The following is a 13,987-nucleotide window of genomic DNA, read 5'->3' on the forward strand; positions in this document are numbered from 1 at the left end:
AATTCAGAGATTGTCACAGCGCCCGGAAGGCACAGATATAAATGAGTGGATTGCACAAGCTATTTCATAATCACATCTAACGAAGCATGACAATTCATAGTTATGGACTGCCGATGCTAACCAACAGATGTCAGCTATGGTAATCGTTACCCCAGCTTTTTATTCAAAGAAGTCATTAAACCATATCCCCAAACTGCATTTCTTGCAGCACCTGAAAAAGCTCCGCACACTTATCATCCGACGCAAGCATGCTGCGAGGACTTTGTCCGTCTAGCCTCGGTATTGGCGTATCCAGCCACTCATTTATCTTGGCGGTGTCATTACCAAAGATGGCATTTAGCTCCTGCTCGAGCTGTGCTTTTGAACAAGCTTGATTGTGCTGCATGCGCTTACCTTAAACACGTTTGGCAAATGGCTAGTTTGAAAGGCATAAATCCGGGTGGCCTTTTTATCCCGCTCACAGGCTGGGGGAACGTTGCTCCGGCATCACTACTCCAGTTTCCTGGTCCCGGTCTGTAATGACAATTTAATTATAAGTTTAAATGAGCATGGCTTCACAGTTGAATACCCTCGAGGGTCAGCTCCAAGTGTTAATGCTTGATCTGGCACTCTTAATTGCAACCCCGTCGAATTCGACGGAGTTAGTAAGTAGGGGCAATTTTAAATAGCTTTCTTTAACACTGGCGCCGAGGATAGAATAAGCCGAGCAAGTCTACTTGCTACAAATAATTAAACGGAGAGCCAATAATGCGTTTGACCTTAATAGCGCTAATAGCCATGTCGGCTTTTCCGGCTTTAGCTGCGCCGCAATATAGCCAATCGGAGTGTCAAAAGCTTAATGCTAAGCGCTTGGAGGTGCAAAAACAGTTGCGGCAGCCTTATACGGCTGAGCAGGGTAAGCAGTTGCAGAAGCAGCAACGCGAGTTGCTAAAGCTGTTACAACTGCATTGCAAGCTGCCAATAAAAGATCCGCCGCCAGTTATTGCGGTTGCGTTATTACGGCCGGCGTTACGGTAAAGCGGGTTAAGCCAATAAGCTGTTCTGATTCGGTAACAACTTGTACTTGCCATTTGCCTTCGGCGTTAGCCGGAAAGTTTTGTTTGTGAGTCCACGCGCGGTAGCCTTGCTCTCTGCCTCCGGTAATATCTAATACTATGCGATCGACTTCTTTACCGTTTTGTAGCCACACATGGTAAATTTTTTCGTTTAACCCGCGCGGGGCTTTTACCGCAGTAAAGCTAAACAAACCTTGCTGATGCAGCGCTGCGGCGTCAAGCCGATGAATGCTTGGGCCGGGTTTACGTTGCGCATAATCTATTTCGTGAGACAAGGTAATAGCCGTTAAGCGCAGCGCGGCGGGTGGTACAAAGCTGCGTAACTGCCATAAGCCGGCACTAAGTACAGCTAATAACAGTATTACTAGCGGAAAGCGCCACCAGTGACCGGTGGGCATTAAGGTGCTTAAACTGGGTAAGCTAAGCACACCAGCAATAGCCAGTGCGGCGCCAAGGCTTTGGCTAGTGGTAAGTTGAAACAAGGTGGGCAAAATAACCAACAACACCACAAATAAGGCAAACGCATGAAATACGACAAATAGTGTACGCCGAGGTGCTAATTTTTTGTAATACAGCGGGTCTATTAACGAGATTAAAGCGCAAAGCATAATTAATGCGGTAAATGCGGCTTGGCCGTGGTTCCAGCTGGTAACAGCAAGAAAAAACGGTAGCGCAAAAAACAAACTTTCTTGGTGTACCATTTGTAAGGTAAAGCGCACTAACGTTGGCGGTATGGCAACACCAAAGCGTTGTTCAATGCGTTTACGCAGCCAGTTGTCAGATAACAGCCATAGCCAGCTTAGCAGCAGAAATACGGCAATAAATTGTGCTAATGACTCTTTGCGTTCAACCAGAATATAGCTGGCGATACCGGAGGTAAATGCCAGTACCGCCATTAAACCGGGATAGCGCTGTAGCTGCTCAACTAATTGCAATAACAGTCTTTTTAACGATTTCATCCCGATAAGGTTCCATAAGCGTTGAGCAGGGCGGTAACACAGCATACAGCTATTAGCTTAACCAGCCCTGTTTACGGTGTATATTATCGGTGTTTTTTTAGGTTAACTGCAATAAATTAGCGTTTAAACACTGACTAAAGCGCATTAACTAAACCACGGCTTGCCATTAGTTGCTCAATTTCTGGCAAACTGGCTGGGTCGTCAATAGTTGATGGCACAACGTACTCGCTGCCATCGGCTATTTGCCGTAATAGTTTGCGTAAAATTTTACCCGAGCGAGTTTTTGGTAAACGTTTAACAATTATCGCTTTTTTAAAGCAGGCCAGCGCGCCTATTTCTTGGCGTACCATAGCCACCAACTCAGCTTCTAAAATAGTTTCGTCTACCGTTATGCCATTTTTTATCAGCACTAGAGCTAAAGGTTGCTGGCCTTTAATTGGTTCGTTAATGCCAATAACACAACATTCAGCAATAGCAGGGTGGTTAGCGACAATTTGCTCCATTTCTCCGGTTGATAAACGATGCCCCGCAACGTTAATAACGTCGTCGGTGCGGCCCATAACAAATAAATAGCCATCGTCGTCAAGGTAACCACCATCGCCGCTGGCGTAATAGCCAGGAAAGGTATCTAAATATCCGGCAATGAAACGCTCGTCGTTACGCCAAATGGTGGTTAAGCAGCCTGGTGGCAATGGTAACTGTAAGGCAATATAGCCTTGTTCGTTTGGGCGCACGGCTATACCGCTGTCATTAAGGATACGTATGTTAAACCCAGGTACGGGTACGGTTGACGAACCTGGTTTGGTGGGTAGCAAGGTTAAACCTGCTAGGTTTGCCGCTACCGGCCAGCCGGTTTCAGTTTGCCACCAGTGATCAATTACCGGTTTGCCTAGCTTGTCGCTAACCCATTGATAGGTTGCTGGGTCTAAACGCTCGCCAGCCATAAAAATACTGCGCAGTGCGCTTAAATCATATTGTTGCAATGTCGCCTCTGGGTCTTCTTTTCTAATGGCACGAAAAGCGGTGGGTGCGGCGAATAAAATATTCACTTTATACTCGGCACATACCCGCCAGAATGCGCCTGCGTTGGGGGTGAAAACTGGCTTACCTTCGTATAATACGGTAGTACAACCGGCGATAAGTGGGCCATATACAATGTAAGAGTGGCCCACAACCCAGCCGACATCAGATGCTGCCCAAAATACGTCACCAGGGCGCGCATCGTACACCGCTTGCATGCTGTAATTAAGCGCCACAGCATGGCCACCGTTATCGCGCACTACGCCTTTAGGTTTGCCAGTAGTACCTGAGGTATATAGCACGTACAGCGGGTCGGTAGCCTTTACCGGCACGCAACCGTTGCTTTGCGCTTTGCTCATAGCCTGTTGCCAATCAATATCACGGCCAGCTTGCATCTGGGAGTGTAGCTGTGGCCGTTGAAAAATAATGCAGCGCTCGGGCTTATGTTCGGCTTTAGCGATGGCGTCATCAAGTAACGGTTTGTAGGCAATCAGTTTACTAATTTCAACACCACATGAGGCACTTACTACCACTTTGGGTTGGGCGTCATCAATACGCATTGCCAATTCGTGCGCTGAAAAGCCACCAAATACCACTGAGTGAATAGCGCCTAAGCGCGCCACTGCCAGCATAGCAATAGCGGCCTGTGGGATCATCGGCATATAAATAACAACGCTATCGCCTGGGTTTACGTCTAAGGCTTTAAGGACACCCGCAAAACGTGCCACTTCATCGCGCAGTTCGTTATAACTGAAACGTTGCTTAGTATTGGTAACCGGAGAGTCATAAATTAATGCCGTTTGGTCGCCTCGGCCTTGCTCAATATGATGATCGAGTGCTAGGTAGGCGGTATTAAGCACGCCATCGGCAAACCATTGATAATGCGCGCCATCTAATTGCTGTAGTATGTTGCGAGGTGTTTTATACCAGCTAAGTTTTTCTGCCTGCTGTTGCCAAAACTCGACAGGTGATTGCACAGAATGCTGATATTCAAGCTGATAACGGTTTGCAGAAGTAGTAGCCATAATGGTGTCCTCACGGCGTCGATAGAAGGTCAACGACAATAGCTCTACTGTAGCTAATTTTTTGCTGAAGCGAACTTAGACTTAAGCCGCATAGACTTTAGCCGTGCCATAACAGGCGATAAACTTGTATGACACTCTTGGTTATGGTCTGATCGGGTTATCGTCGTGGCAACAAGGAAATGATATGGCAATTGAGATTTCAACTAGCGTTCAGTTAGCTGACAACGAGCTAGAATGGCAGTTTATTCGAGCTAGTGGCGCGGGCGGCCAGCATGTAAATAAAGTATCGACGGCGGCGCAGCTTATTTTTGATATTAATGCTTCTAGTTTGCCGCAGTTTTATAAAGATAAGCTGTTGGCCAAGTCAGACCATCGTATTACCCAAAGCGGCAAAGTAATTATTAAATGCCAACAAAGCCGTAGCCAAGAAATGAACCGTGAAATGGCACTGGCACAGTTTATCGAGTTGGTGCAATCGGTAGCGCGGGTAGCAAAAAAACGTATTGCCACTAAAGCAACTTATGGCAGCCAGCAGCGGCGGTTAGAGCATAAAAAGCAGCGCGGTGCCACTAAAGCACTGCGCCAAGGTAAACCCGATACTTAGATAGTAAGCTTAGCTAAGTGCGCGGGCGCGAATAGATTTACCTTTAATTTTACCCTGTTGGATAAGCTGTAGTGCTAGGCGTAGCGCACTGCGTTTTACCGCAACAAAGCTCCAAATGTCATGCAGTTGAATTTTACCTAAATCGTCATTGCTTAGCTGCTTGCTGGCGGTTAACGCACCAACAATATCACCAGCGCGAATTTTATGTTTTTTCCCGCCATCTAATTGCAAAGTCGCCATTAATGGCTTGGCCGGTAATTGCTGCCCAGTAACTTCGGGTAGCTCTGCCGGCTCAATTTTCATGCCTAAGCCATCTTCTAGGCTAACTAATTTTCCCGCGTCGCTGGCAGTAAATAAGCTTAGCGCCATACCGCTTTGCCCTGCGCGTCCGGTACGACCAATGCGGTGGGTGTGAGTGTCGGCGTCGTGCGCTAGCTGGTAATTAAATATCGCGTCTACGCTGCTAATATCCAAACCACGGGCAGCAACATCGGTGGCAACCAACACACAAGCGCTGCCATTGGCAAACTGAACTAGGGTTTGGTCACGGTCTTTTTGTTCCATATCACCATGGAGTGCTAGCACGCTAAAACCGTATTGTTTTAGGTCGTCGGCTACGTCTTGCGTTTCGCGTTTAGTATTACAAAACACAATGCTACTTTGGCCTTGATAATGCAGTAGCAAAGTGCGTAGTGCGTCAAAACGCTCATCGTTGCCGCTAACTTGAAAAAACTTTTGCTCAATACTGGTGGTGTTGTGCTGCTCAGTTACGGTAATGCGCACTGGCGATTTCAGTAAGCGTTCGCTCAGTTTAGCAATCGCATTTGGGTAGGTTGCACTAAATAACAGTGTTTGCCGATCGGCTGGTGCTTTGGCAATAACGTTATCTAAATCGGCTTGAAAACCCATGTCTAACATGCGGTCTGCTTCGTCTAGCACGAGAGTGGTTAAGTCATCTAAATTTAATCGACCTGCATCTAAGTGATCAATAACTCGGCCTGGGGTGCCAACAATAATGTGCGCGCCATGTTCTAGCGAGCCTATTTGTGGGCCTAGAGGCACACCACCACAAAGGGTGAGTATTTTAATATTATGAATACTACGGGCGAGTTTACGCAGCTCGGCGGCAACTTGGTCGGCCAGCTCGCGAGTTGGGCATAATACTAGCGTTTGCACGCGAAAATATTTGACGTCTAACTTGGCTAATAAGCCTAAACCAAAGGCTGCGGTTTTACCTGAGCCTGTTTTAGCTTGGGCGATAACATCTTGCCCAGCCAAAATTGCCGGTAAAGCTTGAGCTTGAATATCGGTCATGCTGGTATAGCCTAAGTCAGTTAAATTACTGACCAATGCTGTTGGTAGGGCTAAGCTAGAAAAAGAGGTGTTGCTCATGCTGGTACTCCGCAAAAAAACAAACTGCGGGCCTTGGCCTGCAAAAGGGGCGGCATTGTATCAGAATGTTGGGCCTTTGCGTCAGCTAGTTGTTGAAAATTTCGGCAAGGTAACTAAGGCTACCTTGCCGTCTATCTGCCAATGAATTAACGTCTAGTTTAGCGCTTTGGCATTAAATCTAATAAAGCGATAACTGTGGCCTCTACGCCGGTGGTTATGGCTGGTTTAGGGCTAATTTTAAATAATGGGCTGTGATGGCTTGGTACTGCTGGGCCACCGGCTTTCTCTGCTGCAAAGGCTTCAGGTGGTGTGCCACCTACGGCAAAGTAAGTGCTAGGAATGTAAGGTTTAGTAGTGAAAAATGGAAAGTCTTCTGCGCCCATGCCTAAGCGCTGATAGCTATTATCAAATATTTTGTCGCCCATATTGGCGGCCCACGCTTTTTTAAGCCGCTGCGTTAGCGGAATATTATTTACTGTTGGTGGTGTTGGCTCGTCAGAAATAGTCACTTCAGGCAGTTGGTCTTCAGGTAAACCTGCGGCTCGGCCTAGGTTTTCTGCTACGCGCTTAATAGCGGCCATTAAGTATTCGCGGGTTTCCCAGTTATCGTTACGCACAGTAAGTTGCAGTAGCGCTTGGTCAGAAATGATATTATTTTTGGTGCCGCTATGAAAGCTACCTACGGTAATTAGCGCTGCTTCTCTGGGCGCAATTTCACGGCTTACAATGGTTTGCAGTGCCATAACAATTTGTGCACCTAGCACGATAGGATCTTTACCGCGATGCGGGCTGGCGCCGTGTGCGCCCACGCCGTGAATAAGAATATCAACACTGTCGACACCTGAATAAGGCGAGCCTTCTTCGGCGACAATTTTGCCAGTTTCAATGTCAGACGACACGTGAAACGCTAAGGCATAATCGGGTTGACCGAAACGACCCCAAATATTGTCGTCCATCATGCCTTTAGCACCACCTACGCGCTCTTCGGCGGGTTGGCCAACTAGCATTAACGTGCCAGACCACTGATCTTTCATTGCGGCCATACGCCGAGCTGTACCTACCAAGCTAGTAATATGCACGTCATGGCCGCAAGCGTGCATTACGCCTACCTCATTACCGTCCCAGTCTTTTTGTACCACTTTAGACGCGTAAGCTAGCCCCGACTTTTCTGCCAACGGCAGACCATCCATATCCGCACGCATCATTACTAGTGGGCCAGCACCGTTTTTCATTATGGCGACGACACCGGTTTTACCCACACCTTCGGTAACGTCAAAGCCTGCTGCGCGTAGCTCTTTAGCTAAACGCTTAGCAGTTTGGGTTTCCATATGCGAAAGTTCAGGGTGTTGATGAAAATGAGTGAATAGGGCACCAAGGTGCTGTTTGTAGTCTTGTTGAATTTGTTCGGGTAGCGAGTTTGCCGCCATGAGCGAAAAACTGCTAAAACACACTAAACTGGCAAGAAGCGTTTTTTTCATTGTTATACTGCCTTAGGTTTAAATAGTGCATTTAACCTAAAGCAGGTAGAAACAAAACGCCAGTGTTTGCGACCAATCACACGTTGGTTGCGGTTTAATTTTTAGCCGTTTTATTTTCCAGCGACGGTTTAGCTTGGTCCTCGTTTTCTGCTTTAGGCAGGCTAATAACCTGATCAGAAGAGGTGGCCAAGGTTTTACCTAAGAAGCTACCACCGCGCTCGATGCTTAAATCATCACAGTGCACAACACCATGGGCTTTACCTTGCGGTAAAATTTCTACTGCGTTGGCGTAGCATTCGCCATCAAATATGCCATTAATAATAATTTTATCAGCAGTAACTTCGCCTTTTACGCGGCCTGAAGCGCTGATAATGAGTGATCGATCACAGACCACTTTGCCTTCAATATAACCGTCAACCTGCACATCACCGCTTAATCGGATATTGCCGTTAACTGTACATCCTTGTGCGATGACAGTTGTAACTGCGTGCTTACCTTGGTTTCCAGCATGCTTACTAAAGAATCCCATTTAATGCTCCTTTCCTTCTCAAACACCAGATCAAAATTTGCTGAGTCCCAATCCATAAAACTTTGTGGGTTCAGCGTTCGATCAAGGAAATGTACTTCGTAATGAAGATGTGGCGCGGTAGATAACCCAGTACTACCCGAGGTAGCAATTAGCTCGCCTCGATGCACAAAGTCACCGCTTTTTACTTTGAAACTATCAAGATGGGCGTAAAGCGTAGAAAAACCAAACGCATGGCGCATTTTAAGTAGATTGCCATAACCTTCTTTACTGGTACGTACAACCTCAATTACGCCATCGGCAGGCGCGTAAACCGGCGTGCCACGGCTGGCAGATAAATCGACACCTTTGTGGTGCTTTTGTGTACCCAAAATTGGATGTTGACGCAAGCCAAAACGGGATGAGCGTCGGTTAAACTCTAACGGAGAGCCATTAGGCACTACTTGCAACATAGCTTGGCGAGCTGCTGAGTTAATACTAGCGGTATCTAGCCGGCCTTCTAAATTCTGTGGATATTGTTGTTCTAAACCCAGCGCCAGCTCAATTTCACCGACCCGATTTATTACTTGTAGCATTTCATCTTTCTTCAGTGTCAGCTCTTGTTGCAGCTGTAACTTATTGTTTTGTAAGGTGTCTATTTCACTGCGCAAGGTATTGGCTTGAGACGCAAGTTGAACGCGTTGCGCTTTACTTTTATCTACGGTGCGCACTAAGTAATCAATAACTGCAGCCGTGATAATAAGACTGAACAGCAGCAGCCACATTGCGATAATCGCGTTGCGCTTAAATAATTTGCTGACATTAAAATGGCGAGTACCATTGATTGTCGACACAGAAATGATAATACGATCTTTCATTTAGGTAGCTTTCGCTCAATGGTTGATAAATACATAGGAAGGGGAAAATAAGTGTCTTTATAGGCTTTGTCAAGAACTTACTGGCTATTGCTAATAGAACGTTACCAGCGAGCAAAATGGTCTTCAGCTAAACCAGGCGTTTGATCTAAATAAAGTTTCTCACCGTTTTCTAACTGTATTTCACCGCAAAACACACCGCAATATTGACGAAAATTACTGGCTAATAAACCAAAATTTAGTCGTTCTTGCCTACAGTGTTGCGGTGTAAATTGTAAATTTACCTGTTGATCTGAACTGCTAAATTGCCAGGTTCGCTGCGGTAACTGGCGATTAAAATTGATATTTATTGGTGCTAATAGCTGCTTTTTACCATTGAGCCATAAACAGTTTTCTGTAGTGCCTGTTTCGTTAACGCCATTAGCTAAATTTAAACCAAAACAGCCTTGTGGCAGTTGTGCGCTAATACTACCCCAACGCCAACTGGTTTCACGACGCATATAGCCAGCAGAAAAGTCATAACCGGCTAAGGCGCTGCTTAAATCCAGAGCTTGGCCGCGATACTTAAGCTCACCTTGTAACCTAAGCGCATTGTGTTTTTGCGTATAGGTCCAGCCGTTGTATCCAGTGGGGGTGCATAAGGCTAGCGGCTGAGGTGCTACGCCGCCTTGCAGCTGTAGCTCGCCGGTTAATAGCTCACCCTTGAGTGACAGCTGCCAGTTGTAGCCGGTTGGGGTAATACGTATTTGCTGCTTACCGCGTACGCTTGCTGTGCCAGATACGGGTGAGGCGCTCATGACTACACCCAAACTGAGCGGTTTAAGTAGGCTAACTTCATCTAAGGTTTTGCTGTTGCGATCGTAAAAATAACAAAAAGCAGTAGTTGCATAACGAATGTCAGCGATAGCGATACCAATTTGCCAGTTAGCATGACTAATACTAATAAATTGAAACTGTTTAAAATGCAGATATTTCGCCAGGGCCGATGCCGGTTTGTCCATTAGATTAAAATAGGCAAAGCTGTCGATATTAAGCTGGGTTATAGGTGTAGCAAAATGACCAAACCGTGGTTGGCCATAGCAATTGAACAGAGGATTTTCGGTTAGTTGGTTTGGCATAATAAGCTATCAAGCTGGCCAATACGGGCCAGCATTATGATAAAAGCTTAATGATCAGCATGACCATCTAAGCCATGAACGTGGCCGTGATCTAGCTCTTCTTCGGTGGCATCGCGTACAAGTATTACTTCAACGTCAAAGCGCAAGTCTATGCCAGACAATGGATGGTTACCGTCTACTACAACTTCGTTTTCGGTTACTTCAAGCACAATAACCGACTGCTCGCGCCCATCAGGGCCGGCAGCGCGAAAACGCATGCCTACAGCAACATCCATATTATCGAACATTGATTTTGGTACAGCTTGAGTTAGTGCGTCATGGCGCTCACCGTAGGCTTCTACTGCGGCAATATCAGCGGTAAATTTATCACCTGCAGTTTTACCGACTAATGCTTGTTCTAAACCTGGTATCAGTGAACCGTGGCCATATATAAAGACTAAAGGCTCGCCGCCAGCGGAGGAGTCTAATTCGTTACCTTGATGATCGGTAACGGTATAATGCATGGCGACAACTTTGTCCTGAGAAATGGTCATGAAAACCTCTTTAATTTAACGAGTAAGGTAACGGCACTATGCTAAGCGCTGGTGCACTATCGCTGCTAAGCCGCAATGAGTCAGCCGGCGTTATATCGTTAGGCAACACAGCAATTAACCATAATTGGTTGTTAATATTCGCTGCGTTGACAACCTGGCCGCTTCGGCGCCAGTTTTCACCTAGTTGTATTTCAATATCTGTACCTGCGGCAGGCAAGTCGGCGCTATTTGCTTGCAGTATATAAGCAGCCCTTTTGTTACCACCACGGTATTTTAATCTAGCAACGGTTTCTTGGCCAATGTAACAGCCTTTAGTAAAGCTAATGGCGTCTAGCGCTTGTAAATTAAGCATTTGAGGCACCAGTGCGCCAATTAGTGGCTGCTCTAAATAGCTATAACCATAGCGAATATGCTGAGCCAACCAGACGTTTGGCGCCGCAAATGGCAATGGCTGTGCCATTAGCTGCTTAGCTGTATCTAATGGCGCAAGTAATAAGAAGTGTCCCTCGGCTAGGGCGAGCAATAGAGCGCCATTATATCGACTTACACTACCGATTGGCGGTACGGCAAAACCGAGCTCGCTAATTAGTGTTGCTATATTGTCTCCACCTAAGCCAAACACCGCGTATTGTTGTTGGCCACTACTAAAGCTCACTTTGGAAAATACACCAAACTTTTTCCACTGCGCGCTAGAGGCGGCCATCTCATCACGAAAGGCAATACTAATTAGTTGCTCATCTATGGTGGCTAAATAAAACTGTGACCACATTTTACCTTTGGCATCACAGTGAGCGCCATGTAAAAAGTTATCATTGGTTAATTGGTCAAGGTCGCAGGTAGTTTGGCCTTGCAAATACTTTCGATTATCAACGCCACCTATTAACAAGCTTTCAAAAGCGGGCAGAGGCGCAATAAATGCGCCTTGAACTTGACTAGATAAGCTAGCGTATTGTTCAGCGGTTAACCAAGATGTATGCATAATAATTTTGTACTCTATATCTGGCGGACAACGTATAAGCCTATGATTGGGGGAAACGCGTAAAAGCTCAACCCTGTTTAGGAATTTTTGTTAGAATTGGCAACAGTAATCTTACTCGGTCTGCAGTGGCAGAATGTTTTTCAAGGAAAATTATGACTGACTTAATGATTAAACCACGGCTGCGCTGGGCGTGTCGTCGCGGTATGCTCGAGCTAGATGTATTGTTGGCTCCGTTTGTTGAAGAGGGTTATGACGCACTGACGCTAGAGCAGAAGTACGATTTTGAACGTTTACTTGCTGCTGATGATCCCGATTTATTTTCTTGGTTTATGGGACATGCTAAATCATCAGACGCGGCGATACAGGCATTGATCCAGGTAATTTTGGATCGTGTCCGCGTATAATATTGTTATACGGCCATCGCGTTATGCGAAAGCGGCGCTGATCTTGCTGGCATTTATGCCAGCATTGGTGTTGGCGTTCTCGCCATTAACTGGATTTTGGCTGTATATAGTAGCTGTGGCGTCGTTTACCTATTATTGGCAATGGTTCGCGCAGTTTCAACGATTAACAGTAACTGCTACGTTGGCGTTAAACTTAGACGGCGGTTTACAGTGGTTTGGTAAAATTGCGGGTAGTGGCAACTTAAGCGCAGGTGGGCTTATTTGCCCTTACGCACTTAAGTTGTGCTGGCGCGATAATTTACATCACCGTCTGCATCAGCGTTGGGTTTTTGTCGATCAGTGCTCTGATGAGCAGTTCAGAGCACTGGCTCGGGCAATTAACCAGTGTAACTGGTCGGCTTTATCTACCCGCAGCGTTTAGTTATCGCTGCTCGCTGTATCCTTTGGTGTCAGTATTGACGGCTGGCTAACAGCTAGTTTGTCGGGGTAATCTAAATTGTAATGCAAACCGCGACTTTCATTGCGCTGCATGGCACAACGTATAATCAGCTCGGCAACTTGCACCAAATTGCGTAACTCTAGCAAGTTATGGCTAAGACGAAAGTGCCGGTAGTACTCGCGAATTTCACGCTGCAATAATTCAACCCGATGCAATGCGCGTTCTAAGCGCTTGTTGGTGCGGACTATACCAACGTAATCCCACATAAATAACCTTAGCTCATGCCAGTTGTGGGTAATAACCACTTCTTCATCCGAGTCGCTAACGCGGCTGTCGTCCCACGGCGGCAACAAGGGTAAATCGCTACTAGGGTCTAGCTGTGCCAAAATATGCTTAGCAGCTGCTCTAGCAAATACGACACACTCAAGTAATGAGTTACTTGCCATGCGGTTAGCACCATGTAAACCGGTGTAAGCGACTTCGCCCACTGCATATAAATTTTCAATATCGGTTTGACCATTAAGATTGGTCATAACGCCGCCACAAGTATAGTGAGCTGCTGGCACTACAGGTATCGGTTGACGGGTGATATCAATGCCTACACTTAAGCACTTGGCATAAATTGTCGGAAAGTGTTCAATAATAAAGTTTTTTGGTTTATGGCTAATATCTAAATACACGCAGTTTGCGCCAAGCCGCTTCATTTCGTAATCAATCGCGCGGGCGACAATATCACGAGGAGCTAATTCAGCGCGCTCATCAAATTCGGGCATAAAACGGCTGCCGTCAGGCCGTTTTAAATAGGCGCCTTCACCACGCATGGCTTCAGTAATTAAAAAGTTGGGTGCATCTGGATGATACAGACTAGTTGGGTGAAACTGGTTAAATTCCATATTAGCAACACGACAACCAGCACGCCACGCCATTGCAATGCCGTCGCCACTGGCAACATCAGGGTTACTCGTATAAAGGTATACTTTACTTGCGCCGCCGGTAGCTAAAGCTATAAAGCGCGCGCGAACTATTTCAACCTTGGCGGCATTTTTATTCCAAATATAGGCGCCATAGCAACGTTTAACATTTTGCTTAATTTTACTGCCGTTAATCAGATCTATCGCATTGTAGTTTTCTAGCAATTGAATATTCGGGTGTGCTTTTACTTTATCAACTAAGGCAATTTGTACAGCTTGCCCGGTCGCATCTGCAGCATGCAAAATACGGCGGTGGCTGTGGCCACCTTCACGGGTGAGGTGATATTTAAGCCCGCCATCTTCATCTTGATACTGGTCAAAGGGCACGCCTTGGGCAATAAGCCACTCCATCGCCGCTTTGGCATTACCGGCAGTAAACTGCACGGCAGTTTTATCGCATAAACCGGCACCAGCGATTAAGGTGTCGTTAACATGCGAGGCAATGCTGTCGTTTTCGTCAAATACTGCCGCAATACCGCCCTGAGCATAAAAGGTTGACCCTTCACGTAATGGGCCTTTACTTAGTACCAGTACTTTAGCGCTGTCGGCCAACTGCAAAGCCAGCGATAGCCCTGCGGCGCCACTGCCAATAATTAAAACGTCACAAAGATATTCTTTTGCTTGCGTCAT

General features: G+C 46.3%; 15 protein-coding genes. 4 read left to right on the plus strand and 11 right to left on the minus strand.

Annotated features, from left to right (window positions below; all coding sequences use genetic code 11):
- Positions 1-175: 175 nt before the first annotated feature.
- Positions 176-385 (minus strand): MbcA/ParS/Xre antitoxin family protein, encoded by a 210-nt coding sequence (locus E0Z06_RS04075; protein ID WP_132582135.1) that lies wholly within the window; start codon positions 383-385, stop codon positions 176-178.
- A 362-nt stretch (positions 386-747) separates the two neighbouring features.
- Here E0Z06_RS04075 and E0Z06_RS04080 point away from each other — a divergent pair, with 362 nt between their 5' ends.
- Positions 748-1,017 (plus strand): hypothetical protein, encoded by a 270-nt coding sequence (locus tag E0Z06_RS04080; RefSeq protein WP_132582137.1) that lies wholly within the window; start codon positions 748-750, stop codon positions 1,015-1,017.
- On the opposite strand, the gene E0Z06_RS04085 is transcribed toward E0Z06_RS04080, so the two are convergent.
- Both E0Z06_RS04085 and E0Z06_RS04090 read right to left on the minus strand, forming a co-directional pair.
- Positions 980-2,014 (minus strand): DUF5924 family protein, encoded by a 1,035-nt coding sequence (locus E0Z06_RS04085; RefSeq protein ID WP_132582139.1) that lies wholly within the window; start codon positions 2,012-2,014, stop codon positions 980-982. The genes E0Z06_RS04080 and E0Z06_RS04085 overlap by 38 nt on opposite strands.
- A gap of 134 nt (positions 2,015-2,148) precedes the next feature.
- Positions 2,149-4,059, minus strand: coding sequence for a propionyl-CoA synthetase (locus E0Z06_RS04090; RefSeq protein ID WP_132582141.1), 1,911 nt, complete (start codon positions 4,057-4,059; stop codon positions 2,149-2,151).
- Positions 4,060-4,243: 184 nt separating this feature from the next.
- Between E0Z06_RS04090 and arfB the strand changes: the two genes are divergently transcribed.
- Positions 4,244-4,663, plus strand: coding sequence for an alternative ribosome rescue aminoacyl-tRNA hydrolase ArfB (gene arfB, locus E0Z06_RS04095; protein ID WP_132582143.1), 420 nt, complete (start codon positions 4,244-4,246; stop codon positions 4,661-4,663).
- Between the two features lie 9 nt (positions 4,664-4,672).
- On the opposite strand, the gene dbpA is transcribed toward arfB, so the two are convergent.
- The 7 genes from dbpA to ygfZ form a co-directional block, all read right to left on the minus strand.
- A complete protein-coding gene (dbpA, locus tag E0Z06_RS04100) occupies positions 4,673-6,055 on the minus strand; it encodes an ATP-dependent RNA helicase DbpA (RefSeq protein ID WP_132582145.1) in 1,383 nt (460 codons plus the stop codon).
- A gap of 158 nt (positions 6,056-6,213) precedes the next feature.
- Positions 6,214-7,533 (minus strand): amidohydrolase, encoded by a 1,320-nt coding sequence (locus tag E0Z06_RS04105; RefSeq protein WP_132582147.1) that lies wholly within the window; start codon positions 7,531-7,533, stop codon positions 6,214-6,216.
- A gap of 94 nt (positions 7,534-7,627) precedes the next feature.
- The gene (locus tag E0Z06_RS04110; protein ID WP_243695557.1) at positions 7,628-7,957 is read right to left on the minus strand and encodes a polymer-forming cytoskeletal protein; all 330 of its coding nucleotides are present in this window, start codon (positions 7,955-7,957) and stop codon (positions 7,628-7,630) included.
- An 8-nt stretch (positions 7,958-7,965) separates the two neighbouring features.
- On the minus strand, positions 7,966-8,916 hold the full coding sequence (locus E0Z06_RS04115) for a M23 family metallopeptidase (RefSeq protein ID WP_132582151.1): 951 nt from the start codon (positions 8,914-8,916) through the stop codon (positions 7,966-7,968).
- Between the two features lie 101 nt (positions 8,917-9,017).
- A complete protein-coding gene (locus tag E0Z06_RS04120) occupies positions 9,018-10,031 on the minus strand; it encodes a DUF2804 domain-containing protein (protein WP_132582153.1) in 1,014 nt (337 codons plus the stop codon).
- 47 nt (positions 10,032-10,078) lie between these two features.
- A complete protein-coding gene (locus E0Z06_RS04125) occupies positions 10,079-10,564 on the minus strand; it encodes a peptidylprolyl isomerase (RefSeq protein WP_132582155.1) in 486 nt (161 codons plus the stop codon).
- Between the two features lie 10 nt (positions 10,565-10,574).
- On the minus strand, positions 10,575-11,543 hold the full coding sequence (gene ygfZ / locus E0Z06_RS04130) for a tRNA-modifying protein YgfZ (RefSeq protein WP_132582157.1): 969 nt from the start codon (positions 11,541-11,543) through the stop codon (positions 10,575-10,577).
- Positions 11,544-11,695: 152 nt separating this feature from the next.
- Here ygfZ and E0Z06_RS04135 point away from each other — a divergent pair, with 152 nt between their 5' ends.
- Both E0Z06_RS04135 and E0Z06_RS04140 read left to right on the plus strand, forming a co-directional pair.
- A complete protein-coding gene (locus E0Z06_RS04135) occupies positions 11,696-11,947 on the plus strand; it encodes a succinate dehydrogenase assembly factor 2 (RefSeq protein ID WP_132582159.1) in 252 nt (83 codons plus the stop codon).
- Complete coding sequence (locus E0Z06_RS04140) at positions 11,934-12,368, plus strand: protein YgfX (protein ID WP_132582161.1); 435 nt, start codon at positions 11,934-11,936, stop codon at positions 12,366-12,368. The genes E0Z06_RS04135 and E0Z06_RS04140 overlap by 14 nt, the downstream gene beginning before the upstream one ends.
- Here E0Z06_RS04140 and nadB read toward each other — a convergent pair.
- The gene (nadB, locus tag E0Z06_RS04145; protein ID WP_132582163.1) at positions 12,365-13,987 is read right to left on the minus strand and encodes an L-aspartate oxidase; all 1,623 of its coding nucleotides are present in this window, start codon (positions 13,985-13,987) and stop codon (positions 12,365-12,367) included. The genes E0Z06_RS04140 and nadB overlap by 4 nt on opposite strands.

It is taken from the genome of Rheinheimera sp. D18 (assembly GCF_004345025.1).
Classification (GTDB): Bacteria; Pseudomonadota; Gammaproteobacteria; order Enterobacterales; family Alteromonadaceae; genus Alishewanella; species Alishewanella metallidurans.

What these genes read in the sequence shown, in the direction of transcription:
- E0Z06_RS04075 (WP_132582135.1), bottom strand. Translation starts at nt 385, where the DNA reads ATGCAGCACAATCAAGCTTGTTCAAAAGCACAGCTCGAGCAGGAGCTA.
- E0Z06_RS04080 (WP_132582137.1), top strand. Translation starts at nt 748, where the DNA reads ATGCGTTTGACCTTAATAGCGCTAATAGCCATGTCGGCTTTTCCGGCT.
- E0Z06_RS04085 (WP_132582139.1), bottom strand. Translation starts at nt 2,014, where the DNA reads ATGAAATCGTTAAAAAGACTGTTATTGCAATTAGTTGAGCAGCTACAG.
- E0Z06_RS04090 (WP_132582141.1), bottom strand. Translation starts at nt 4,059, where the DNA reads ATGGCTACTACTTCTGCAAACCGTTATCAGCTTGAATATCAGCATTCT.
- arfB (WP_132582143.1), top strand. Translation starts at nt 4,244, where the DNA reads ATGGCAATTGAGATTTCAACTAGCGTTCAGTTAGCTGACAACGAGCTA.
- dbpA (WP_132582145.1), bottom strand. Translation starts at nt 6,055, where the DNA reads ATGAGCAACACCTCTTTTTCTAGCTTAGCCCTACCAACAGCATTGGTC.
- E0Z06_RS04105 (WP_132582147.1), bottom strand. Translation starts at nt 7,533, where the DNA reads ATGAAAAAAACGCTTCTTGCCAGTTTAGTGTGTTTTAGCAGTTTTTCG.
- E0Z06_RS04115 (WP_132582151.1), bottom strand. Translation starts at nt 8,916, where the DNA reads ATGAAAGATCGTATTATCATTTCTGTGTCGACAATCAATGGTACTCGC.
- E0Z06_RS04120 (WP_132582153.1), bottom strand. Translation starts at nt 10,031, where the DNA reads ATGCCAAACCAACTAACCGAAAATCCTCTGTTCAATTGCTATGGCCAA.
- E0Z06_RS04125 (WP_132582155.1), bottom strand. Translation starts at nt 10,564, where the DNA reads ATGACCATTTCTCAGGACAAAGTTGTCGCCATGCATTATACCGTTACC.
- ygfZ (WP_132582157.1), bottom strand. Translation starts at nt 11,543, where the DNA reads ATGCATACATCTTGGTTAACCGCTGAACAATACGCTAGCTTATCTAGT.
- E0Z06_RS04135 (WP_132582159.1), top strand. Translation starts at nt 11,696, where the DNA reads ATGACTGACTTAATGATTAAACCACGGCTGCGCTGGGCGTGTCGTCGC.
- nadB (WP_132582163.1), bottom strand. Translation starts at nt 13,987, where the DNA reads ATGACGCAAGCAAAAGAATATCTTTGTGACGTTTTAATTATTGGCAGT.